Source organism: Jiangella asiatica (assembly GCF_004349065.1).
In the GTDB taxonomy this organism is placed as follows: Bacteria; Actinomycetota; Actinomycetes; order Jiangellales; family Jiangellaceae; genus Jiangella; species Jiangella asiatica.
Genome location: NZ_SMKZ01000011.1, coordinates 37,089 through 47,564, shown reverse-complemented (window position 1 = coordinate 47,564; position 10,476 = coordinate 37,089). Strand labels below are relative to the sequence as shown.

The 10,476-nt window shown below is 69.2% G+C and carries 10 protein-coding genes; 6 read left to right on the top strand and 4 right to left on the bottom strand.

The annotated features are described in order from the left end of the window. Positions 1–41: 41 nt before the first annotated feature. The 5 genes from E1269_RS09835 to E1269_RS09815 all read left to right on the top strand — a co-directional run bounded on the left by E1269_RS09835 (position 42) and on the right by E1269_RS09815 (position 5,147). On the top strand, positions 42–869 hold the full coding sequence (locus E1269_RS09835) for an SDR family NAD(P)-dependent oxidoreductase (protein ID WP_131893874.1): 828 nt from the start codon (positions 42–44) through the stop codon (positions 867–869). Then, a complete protein-coding gene (locus tag E1269_RS09830) occupies positions 866–1,816 on the top strand; it encodes an NAD(P)-dependent oxidoreductase (RefSeq protein ID WP_131893872.1) in 951 nt (316 codons plus the stop codon). Before E1269_RS09835 ends, E1269_RS09830 begins: the two co-directional genes overlap by 4 nt. Beyond that, the gene (locus tag E1269_RS09825; RefSeq protein WP_131893870.1) at positions 1,813–2,742 is read left to right on the top strand and encodes a zinc-dependent alcohol dehydrogenase; all 930 of its coding nucleotides are present in this window, start codon (positions 1,813–1,815) and stop codon (positions 2,740–2,742) included. Before E1269_RS09830 ends, E1269_RS09825 begins: the two co-directional genes overlap by 4 nt. Before the next feature lie 109 nt (positions 2,743–2,851). Then, positions 2,852–3,583, top strand: a complete 732-nt coding sequence (locus tag E1269_RS09820) for an MBL fold metallo-hydrolase (protein ID WP_203433279.1) — start codon at positions 2,852–2,854, stop codon at positions 3,581–3,583. Next, a complete protein-coding gene (locus tag E1269_RS09815) occupies positions 3,576–5,147 on the top strand; it encodes an AMP-binding protein (RefSeq protein ID WP_131893866.1) in 1,572 nt (523 codons plus the stop codon). The genes E1269_RS09820 and E1269_RS09815 overlap by 8 nt, the downstream gene beginning before the upstream one ends. Positions 5,148–5,177: 30 nt before the next feature. Here E1269_RS09815 and E1269_RS09810 read toward each other — a convergent pair whose 3' ends face one another. Both E1269_RS09810 and E1269_RS09805 read right to left on the bottom strand, forming a co-directional pair. Continuing rightward, a complete protein-coding gene (locus E1269_RS09810; RefSeq protein WP_131893864.1) occupies positions 5,178–6,218 on the bottom strand; it encodes a phosphotransferase family protein in 1,041 nt (346 codons plus the stop codon). Next, a complete protein-coding gene (locus E1269_RS09805) occupies positions 6,215–7,405 on the bottom strand; it encodes an acyl-CoA dehydrogenase family protein (protein ID WP_131893862.1) in 1,191 nt (396 codons plus the stop codon). The genes E1269_RS09810 and E1269_RS09805 overlap by 4 nt, the downstream gene beginning before the upstream one ends. A 129-nt stretch (positions 7,406–7,534) precedes the next feature. On the opposite strand from E1269_RS09805, the gene E1269_RS09800 reads away from it, so the two are divergent. Further along, positions 7,535–8,113 (top strand): TetR/AcrR family transcriptional regulator, encoded by a 579-nt coding sequence (locus E1269_RS09800; protein WP_131893860.1) that lies wholly within the window; start codon positions 7,535–7,537, stop codon positions 8,111–8,113. Positions 8,114–8,236: 123 nt separating this feature from the next. Here the strand turns inward: E1269_RS09800 and E1269_RS09795 are convergent, their stop codons facing one another. Together E1269_RS09795 and E1269_RS09790 are read right to left on the bottom strand one after the other, a co-directional pair. Then, positions 8,237–9,316 carry an enolase C-terminal domain-like protein gene (locus tag E1269_RS09795; protein WP_131893858.1) on the bottom strand — a complete coding sequence of 360 codons (1,080 nt, stop codon included), beginning with the start codon at positions 9,314–9,316 and terminating at the stop codon, positions 8,237–8,239. Between the two features lie 5 nt (positions 9,317–9,321). Continuing rightward, entirely contained in the window at positions 9,322–10,149 is an 828-nt protein-coding gene (locus tag E1269_RS09790) for a FadR/GntR family transcriptional regulator (RefSeq protein ID WP_131893856.1), read from the bottom strand. Positions 10,150–10,476: the final 327 nt, after the last annotated feature.

Sequence of the window (10,476 nt, the reverse complement as noted above, 5' to 3'; positions counted from 1 at the left end):
GGTCCAGCCGGCGAGGACCGGCGCAAGGAGGTCAGAGACTGATGGAATGGCGCGGTCGCGTCGGTGTCGTCAGCGGCGCCGCATCCGGGATCGGACGAGCCACGGCTCACGAGCTGGCGTCGCGTGGAGCTCATGTGGCGATGATCGATGTCGATCAGGCCGCTCTTGAGGAAGCCGGGGCGGTCATCCGTGACAGCGGCTACGACGTCACGACGGTGGCACTCGATGTCAGCGACCGGCCGGCCGTCGGTGCCGCCCTGGCGTCGGTGGCCCAGCGCCACGGACGCCTCGACACCGTCGTCAACTGTGCCGTCAACTTCCTGGCCCGCGGCGTCGACGTCACGCCCGACGAGTGGGACCGGGTGCTGCGGGTGAACGTCGGCGGCATCAGCAACGTGGTGCAGGAGGCACGGCCGTACCTGGCCGGCACCGAGGGCGCGGCGGTGGTGAACACGGCGAGCATCTCCGCCCACATCGCCCAGCCACGGCGGTGGACCTACAACACCTCGAAGGCGGCGATCGTGGGGCTCACCCGGTGCATGGCGATGGATCTCGCACCGGACGGTATCCGGGTCAACGTGGTCAGCCCAGGGTGGATCTGGACAGCCGAGGTGAGCAAGGCCGCCGACGGCGACCGGGAACGCTGGGAGCCGGTATGGGGCAGGTATCACCTGCTGCGCCGTCTGGGTGAACCAGAGGAGGTGGCGAAGGCCATCGTGTTCCTCTGCTCGTCCGAAGCCAGCTTCATCACCGGAACCGAGCTCATGGTGGATGGCGGCTACTCCGCCATGGGGCCCGAGGGTCTGGGCGAGACGTCGACGTTCGCCGGCAATGCCGCGCAGGTGACGGCAGACGGGAGCGGGGCATGACCGACGGCCACTGGGTGGTCATCACCGACACCAACCTCGGCGACGGCTCCCATGAACGTGCCGAACTCGGCGACGCGTTCACCGTGACACGCCACCACGTCACCACGGAGGATGAGGTCATCGAGGTCGGCCGGGGCGCCGACGCGCTCATGGTCCAATGGGCGCCTATCACCGGCCGCGTTCTGGAGAGCCTGCCCGGACTGCGGGCAGTGGTCCGCTACGGCATCGGCCTCGACAACGTCGACCTCGAAGCCGCCCGGCGGCTCGGCATCAAGGTCGGCAATGTCGATGACTACTGCATCGACGAGGTCGCCGACCACGCGGCCGCCGCCATCCACGCGCACAGCAGGCGGCTGGTCAGCGCCGCTCGGTCATTCGCCGAGCGTGGCTGGACCACCGAGGGCATCGCGGAGCCGGTGCCGTTGCGCGAGGACGTGGTCGGTCTGGCCGGTTTCGGCCGGATCGGCCGCGGAGTTGCCACCAGGCTGCGTGGGCTGGGGTTCCCGGTTCAGATGTGGGATCCGTTCGTCACCGACGTGCCCGCCGGCATCACCGTGGCCGAGTCACTTGAGGAGCTGGCCAACGCGGCGAACCACCTGAGTCTGCATCTCGCACTGACCCGCGAGACCGAGCACGTGGTCACCGGCGCCGTCCTCGATGCCCTGGGTCCGTCAGGACACCTGGTCAACACCGCGCGCGGGGGTTTGGTCGACGAGGCCGCCCTGCTGGCCGCTCTGGAGGCCGGCCAGGTCGGTTTCGCCTCCCTCGATGTGCTGGCCAGCGAGCCGCCGACGGGTGTATCGGCCCGGCTCGCAGCCCATCCTCGGGTTCTCGTCACACCGCATGTCGCCTACCTCTCGACGGGCTCGCTCCCACAACTACGGATCCGGGCGGCGCACAAGGTGCGGGAACTACTCGGCGCCGACGACCAAGGGGTGACGGCATGAAGGCCATGGTGTTCACCCGCCCGGAGACCGTCGAGATGCTGGACGTTCCACCGCCCGAGGCGGCACCCGGTGACGTCATCGTCGACGTCCGGGCCGTTGGCATCTGCGGGAGCGAGCTCCACGGTATCGGTCCGCAGACCCTGCGCAGGCCGCCCCTGATCATGGGGCATGAGCTCGGCGGCCTGGTGGGAAACCGGCGGGTGACGGTCAACCCGCTGCTCAGCTGCGGCGAGTGTGACAGGTGCGTCGCGGGTGAGGACAACCTGTGCCGTGACCGCGCCATCGTCGGCATCGATCGGCCAGGCGCCTTCGCCGAGGCCGTCGCGGTCCCGGAACGGGCGATCCACGAGATCGACCCTGCGATGACGTTCGAAACGGCGGCGATGGTCGAACCGCTGGCGAACGCCGTCCATGCCCTTGGCCTCGCCAACCCCGACCCGTCCGACCGAATCGCGGTCATCGGTGCCGGCGCCGTCGGCCTCATGTGCCTTCTCATCGCCCGGCGCCGCTTCGCCCGGGTCGACGTGTGCGATCTCGACGCCCACCGGCTGGAGACGGCGCGGCGGCTCGGGGCGTCGAGCACCGCAACGGCACTGCAGGGCGAGTACGACGTCGTGATCGACGCCGTCGGTGCCGAGGCCACCCACCGCGCCTCGCTCGACGTGCTTCGTCCAGGTGGCACGGCGGTGTGGATCGGACTGCAGAGCCGTGAGCCCGGCTTCGACGGGCAGGACATCGTCCGTGAGGAGAAGCGGGTCCTGGGTTCCTACTGCTACACGCGGGCCGATTTCGCCGCGGCCGTGAAACTGGCGGCCGAGCTGCCGCTGGACTGGTACACCCCGTTCCCTCTCGGCGAGGGGGTCGACATCTTCACCAAGCTCATGGCCGGCACCGCCGGCGCGGTCAAGGCGGTGCTCGTCCGCTGAGGCGACTGGCCGCCACGACGAAGATGCCAACGAAAGGGCGATGATGGGTTTCGAGATCAGGCTGCTGCATGTGGGTGACGGAGAGGTTCCGGGCCCCGAGGTGTACTGGATGTCGGACTGGGACCAGTGGTGCCGGCTGGCTTTCCAGGCCTTCCTCATTCAGGGCGGCGGCGTCAACGCGCTGGTGAGCACCGGTCCGGCGGAGGATCTCACGCCCATGAACAGCCAGTGGGCGTCGTTCCTCGGGGAGCGGGCGGCCATGCGGCGTGAGCCCGGCCAATGGCTGCCCGACCAGCTGCGCGCGTTGTCCGTGGAACCGGAGGAGATCACCCAAGTGATCCTCACTCCACTCCAGCTCTACACCACGTCCAACGTCGCACACTTCCCGAACGCGGAGATCTTTCTGGCCGAGCGGGGATGGACGCATTTCCACCGGACCAAGCGGCACCCACACGACGACCGCTGGAGCTCCATTCCGCCCGACGTCCTCACGTATCTGACCCACGACGCGTGGGACCGGGTACGGCTGCTCGCGGACGAAGACGAGATCGTCCCCGGGCTGCGGACCTGGTGGGCCGGAGCGCATCACCGCGCGAGCATCGTCGTCGAGGCGGACACGGAGTCCGGACTCGTCACCATCACCGACGCCTACTTCACCCGCCGCAACCTGGACCAGCGGCATCCCATCGGCATCTGCGAGAACATCTACGAGGCGTTGGACGTGTTCGACCGGGTGAGCGAGGTCGCCGACCACGCGCTGACCCTGTACGACCCGGATCAGCTGACGCGGTATCCGGGCCGGCTGATCGGCGGGAGCACCGCCGAGGTCAGTGGTGGCTGAGTTCACGTTCGAGCCACTGACCCCGACGGCGTTCCTGCGCCGGTCAGCGGTCGTCTTCGCGGGCCGTACCGCGGTCGTCGACGGCGACCGCGTCTTCACCTACGGGGAGCTCGCCGAACGGTCGAGGGCGCTGACCGGGCTACTGGACAGTCTCGGGGTGGGCGAAGGCGATCGAGTCGCGGCGCTGTGCGCCAACAGCCACGTGATGCTGGAGCTCCATGAGGGCGTTCCGCTCCGCGGAGCGGTACTCGTACCACTCAACACACGGCTGGCCGTGGACGAACTGTGCTACATCATCCGGCACTGCGGCGCCGCGGTGATCGTGGCCACCGCCGAGTTCGCCGAGGCCGCCCGCCGGATCGTGGATGCCGCCGGCGTTCGCGCGGTGATCGCCGGCGGTCCCGACGACGAGTACGAGCGGCGGCTGGCCGTGGCGACGCCCGCGCCGATCCCCATCGCCGACGAGACGACGCTCCTGGCCGTCAACTACACCAGCGGCACCACCGGGCCGCCGAAGGGCGTGATGTACCACCACCGGGGCGCCTACCTGCAAGCGCTGGCGATGGCGTTGCACAACGGCCTCGACCCGGCCAGCCGCTACCTGTGGACGTTGCCGATGTTCCACTGCCACGGCTGGAGCTTCCCATGGGCCGTCACCGCGGCCGGTGCCACGCATGTGTGCCTGCGCTCGATCGATCCCGACGCCATCTGGGGGCTCCTTCGCCGGCACCGCATCACGCACTTCAGTGCCGCACCGACGGTGCTGTCCATGATCGCGAACGCGCCGGAGGCCGCCGGCCCGGCGCTGGAATCGGCGGTGGCGGTGACCACGGGCGGCGCACCGCCGTCGCCCACGTTGCTGGCGCGGATGCGCGAGCTGAACATGGACGTGACGCACCTGTACGGGCTCACCGAGACCTTCGGGCCCATCGCCGTCAACCAGTGGAACCCGGACTGGGATGCGGCGTCACCGGATCAGCAAGCGGTGCTGCGGGCTCGGCAGGGCGTGCCGAACGTGATCGCGAGCCCGTTGCGGGTGGTGGACGAGCACGGCGCGGACGTGACCGCGGACGCGACGACGCTCGGGGAAGTGGCCGTGCGCGGCAACGACGTCATGCTGGGCTACTACCGCGACGACACCGCGACCCGCGAGGCCACGGTGGACGGCTGGCTGCGCACCGGCGATCTGGCCGTCCGGCACCCGGACGGCTACCTCGAGATCCGGGACCGCCGCAAGGACATCATCATCTCCGGAGGGGAGAACATCTCATCCGTCGAGGTGGAACGCGTTCTGGACAGCCACCCGGCCGTGCTGGAGAGCGCGGTGGTCGGCGTGGCTCATGACAGGTGGGGGGAGGTGCCGGTCGCGTTCGTCGACCTCAAGCCCGACCGGGCGGCTGACGAGGAGGACCTGATCCGTCACGTCCGCGGCCGGATCGCCGCGTTCAAGGCGCCCAAGCGCGTCGTGTTCGGTCCCCTGCCGAAGACGTCCACCGGCAAGACCCGCAAGAACCTGCTGCGCCAGCGGCTGGTGGCCGACGTGCTTCCGGATGCCGGGCACTGACCGGCCGCTGCCGCCAGCCGACGCGTACCCCTACCACGGCCAGGATCGCCCCAGCGCGCGCAGGCCGGCCGCGGCCAGCGGAGCCACCGCGTCGCCGACCGTGTCGAATCCCGTGCCGCGCGTCAGACCCTGGCGGTAGCGGGCGTGAATGCCCTCGGCGATGACAGCGATCTTGAAATAGCCGAGCGCGACGTAGAACGCCAGCCCGGCCAGATCCCGGCCGGTCGAGTCGGCGTAGCGCTGGGCGAGGTCTGCCGCGGCTGGGAGCCGCCGGCTGGTGGAGGCTGCCGAGCCGGCCAGGACCGGTTCGAACGCCGGGTCGGAGTAGACCAGGTGCAGGCCGAGGTCGGCAAGCGGATCGCCGAGCGTGGCCATCTCCCAGTCGACGATGGCCCGCACGACGGCCGGATCCCTCGGGTCCAGGATCGCGTTGTCGATACGGAAGTCGCCGTGCACGATCGACACGGCGCATTCCGTGGGGCAGGCGTCGGCCAGCCGCGCGTGGAGAGTGTCGACGTCGTCGAGCCGGCCGGTGCTGACCCGGTGCCACTGATCGTTCCAGCGCCGCACCTGGCGGCCGAGGTATCCCTGCGGGCGACCGAAATCGGCCAGCTCGACGCTCGCGGGCTCCACGGCGTGCAGACGCGCCAGAACGTCGACGAGTCCGAAAGCGCAGCGGTGAATGTCGGCCGATGGCAGCGCGTGCAGCTGCGCCTGAGTGCGCAGGACCGGGCCGTCCACGTACTCCACCACGGAGAACGGCACACCCAGCACGCCTGCGTCGGCGAATGCGACCGCCCGGGCAACCGGCACAGGGCTATCGCCCAGCGCGGACACGACCCGGTACTCGCGGTACATGTCGTGTGCGGACGGAGTGAGGCCACCAAGCGGGGGGCGGCGCAACACCCAGGCCGTCCGCCCATCGGTCAGCCGGTACGTCAGATTGGACCGGCCGCCTTGGAGCAGTCTGGCCGTGAGCCGGCCCCGGAAGCCAGGGACGCATTCGGTGAAGTACCGTTCCAAGGCCCGCGAGTCGAGGCCGTCGACGCCGCCGGACGGGGTGCCGCTCACCCGTTCGCCTTGTCGTTCCGGTGTACGACACGCCGGGCGATGGCCCACCGATGCGCCTCTGACGGGCCGTCGTAGATCCGGAATGGCCGCACCTCCCGCAGGAACCGGCTGAGCGGCAGGTCCCCGGAGATGCCGAGCGAGCCGCAGATCTGCACCGAGCGGTCGACCACCCGCCAGACGGCCTCGGCACAGAACGTCTTGGCGATGGCTGTGGACTGTGCGGCGGCGTGGCCGTCGTCCAACTCCCAGCACGCGCGCATGATCAGTCCACGCGACGCGGCGATGTCGATCTCGTTGTCGGCGATCATCTGCTGGACCATGCCCAGCTCGGCCTGGCGCGACCCGAACAGCCGCCGCTCGCCGGCCCGGTCCACCGCGACGTCCTGGGCGCGGCGGGCGATGCCGAGCCACCGCATGCAGTGCGTCATGCGGGCGGGTCCGAGGCGGACCTGCGCGTAGCGGAAGCCCTCGTCGACCTCGCCGAGCACGGCGTCGTCCGGTACGACGCAAGCGTCGAAGAGCAACTCGATGTGGCCGCCGAAGAGGCTTTCGTCCAGCGTGTCGATGTGCCGGATCATCGTCATGCCGGGAGTGCCGGCATCGACGAGGAACATGGTGGCACCGCCGGGATCTCCTGGCTCGCCTGATGTCCTGGCCATGCAGATGGTGAATCCCGCGCCGTCCGCGCCGGTGATGAACCACTTCCGTCCGTCGATGCGCCAGCCACCGGCGACGCGCTCGGCACGGGTGGTCAGCGCGCTCGGATCGGATCCGGCGCCCGGCGTCGGCTCGGTCATCGCGAAGCAGGAGCGGATCTCACCGGCCGCCAGCGGCCGTAGGTATCGTTCCTTCTGGCTCGTGTTCGCGACGGCGTCGAGAAGGTGCATGTTGCCCTCGTCCGGTGCGGCGATGTTCAGCGCCAAGGGACCCAGCAGCGAGTAGCCCGCCTCCTCGAACACCGCGGCACGGCCCCGCATGTCCAGTCCGTGGCCGCCGAACTCGGTGCCGGCGTGCGGGGCGAAGACGCCGGCATCCTTCGCCTCGCGTTGGAGTGCGGCCCGGGTCTCCTCGGACCGGACAACGCCCTGGTACCGCTCCTCGATGGGGATGACCACGTCACGGACGAACATCGCGGTGCGCTGGGCCAGGTCGGCGACGACCGGCTCCGGACTGAAGTCGACGGCCATGTCATCTCCATTCGGCTAATTGTAATTAGCCGCACCGTACGGGAGCTGGCCAGCGATGGCAAATGTGCCGTCCACTATGGTGTAGCAGAGAGCTAGACGGAATTAGCCGGCAACTCGGCAGGGAGGACCATGGCGGACTCGTCCCGAGCGGATGACATCAAAGCTGCCGCGCTGGAGTTGTTCACCAGGCTCGGATACCAGGCGACGACGATGGCGGACATCGGTGCCGCGGTGGGAATCCGCGGGCCGAGCCTGTACAAGCATGTGGCATCCAAGCAGGACCTGCTCGTACAGATCATGACCGGCACCATGACGGACCTGCTGTCCGCGCACCGCGCCGCCGTCGCCACCACCGGCGACCCCACGGAGCGGCTGCGCAGAGCCACTGAGGCGCACGTGCGCTACCACGCCAGACACCGGCTGGAGGCCTTCGTCGGAAACCGCGAGATCCGCAACCTGGTGGAGCCCCATCGGGGCACGGTGCTGGGCCTGCGCGCGGAGTATGAGAGCTGCTTTCGTGATGTTGTCGACGCCGGCATCAGAGTTGGGCACTTTCAGGTGGCCTCGGCACGCCTGGCCTCATACGCCATCCTTGACCTTGGGATCGGCCTGTCGTCCTGGTATCGAGAGGACGGCGAGCTCACCGAGGATGCAGTGGTCTGGCAGTACAGCGCATTCGCGCTCAGCATCGTCGGCGCTTCGACCTGAACCCGGCGGCCGGGGGTGGCAGGTGGGCGCCTGACGGTCCACCCGCCGCGGCGACGACACCAAGGCTGTGCACGCAGGCTGGTGCCGGGCCCGCGCACTCAGCGGGCTGCGGCACGAGTGAGATCAGGCCGGTGACAACGTCGTGTCACTGTGCCTGCCGGCTGCGACGTTGGCGTCGTACCCAATGCCCGGCGCGGATGGTGCCCGGACCATGCCGTCAGCGCCGACAGCGGCGTCCGGGATGATCGGGTTGCCCATGATCTGGCTCTCGTAATACGTGGTGTTCGGCACCGCCATGCACAGCTGCCGCTGCAGCAGGCCGGACCCGTGGACCTCTGCGTTCATCAGGTACGCCTCGGCCAGGTGGGCGATGCGTATGGCGCCGGTGAAGCCACCCTTGAGATGCGGGCTGGTGCGCACGTAGGTGGCGCTGCCGGACGCGATGAAGTCCGCTGTGTTCATGTGTGCGCCGTCGGCGGTCTCGCCAACGAGCAGCGGCACCCCGATGTTCTCGGCCAACCAGCGGTGGGCGGTGACGTTGAACTCCCGCATCGGCTCCTCGTACCAGAGGAAGCCGGCGTCGGCCAAGGCGCGCCCGACATGGACGGCGTCACCAAGATTGAACGCCGCGGAGCCGTCGTACATGAGCGGCAGATCGTCGCCTACATGTGCACGAAGCCGCGCGACCAGGTCGCCGTCGCGGCGGGCATCACCCCACGCGTGCACCTTGACGGCCTGGTAGCCGAGGTCGAGGCATTGGTCGACGACGTCGAGATACTCCTCCACCGATCCGTAGGTGACGGTGCTCGCATACGCCGGGATCGCCTCACGGAAGCCGCCGGCGAGCCGGTGCACCGGCAGGCCGGCCGCCTTGCCGGCAATGTCCCAGAGCGCGATGTCCACCAGTCCCAACGCGTAGATCGGAAACTCCTCGCGCCGGTCCAGCTCCCACATCCGCTGCCAGAGGTATTCGCGGGAGAGCGGGTCGGCGCCGACGATCTCGTCGCGGATGACCCGGTTCACCAGGTCGGCGACGATGACCCCCCGTCGCGTGTGCGCCTCACCGATCAGGCCGTCGTCGGTGCGTAGGCGTAAGACCCCGCCGGTGACCGGCGGCTCGGAACCGGGCAGGCCGTCACGCCAGCGAAAGACCGGTTGCGCCGGGAGCTCCACGAGGTCGACAGTCGCATCGACGATGCGCACGGGCGTCACCGGTCCTCGGCGTACGGGCTCTCCGGCAGGTCGCCGGGGGGTAGATCGACGCCGAGCACTCGCCGCCGAATCTCGTGCTGGAACTGCACCAGCGCGCCGTCGATGTGCTGAGCCATGGCGGCTCCAGCACGTTCGGCGTCGCCACTGGCGACGGCATCGGCGATGTCGGTGTGTTCCTTCGCTGCCACCACGAGGGAGCCACTCTGGCCGCCGCGCAGGCCGATGGTCAGCACCTGCCGCTTGAGCTGGGTGATCACACCGACCGTCGACTCGAAGAAGGTGTTGTTGGTGGCGGCCGCGACCGCGCGGTGGAACTCCTCGTCTGCTTGCCGGAACCGGTCGAAGTCGTCGTCCTCGGCGGCATCGGCGGACCGGCGGGCCGCCCCGCGGACGGCCCGCACCTGGTGCGGCGTGGCCCGGGAGGCGGCGAACTCGCTGGCAGCCACCTCGAGCGTCCGGCGCAGCTCGAAAAGCATGCGTACTTGATCCGGATCGGCGGGCAGGAACAGACTCCAGGAGTCCGGCGCGAATCGGCCCGTTGGCTCGGCGACATGGACGCCGGATCCCTTGCGAACGGTCAGCCTGCCCAGCGCCGACAGGATCTTCACGGCTTCACGAGTGACCGTGCGACTGATGTCGAGGGTGAGCGCGATGTCGCGCTCGGTGCCGACCCGGTCGCCGGGGCGCAGCTGCTGACTGGCGATGTGCTCCAGGATCCGTTCCGCCGCGATCTCGTAGCCGGGCCGGTAGGTGGTGCCAGTTTCGGCGGGGTCGTCGCCGAGTGGATGGCCGCCCCGGCCGGAAGGGCCGCGCTCGTCGTGCATCGTTACCTCTCGTCCCGGCTCCTGCCACCATCGAAGCGGCGGCGAGCCTGTTGGCACCCAGCCCACTGAACGTGGACAACCATCATATAAGACCTGCGGGCTTCACGCGAACAAATCCTATTTGTTGGGCAGTTGACAGAATGCCAACTACGACTGCACACTTCTGGCCATATGAGATGCGATCGCCACGCTCAATTAAGTGGTACTGATGGTGTCTCCTGTGCTGAACAACTGGTATTTGTTTGTCAGCTGGCCTGCGTTGACGCCGCCCGCCGAAGCGTGCGGGCTGCCGTCGTGCCACCACCGGAGGGGTAGCGCATGAGAAGC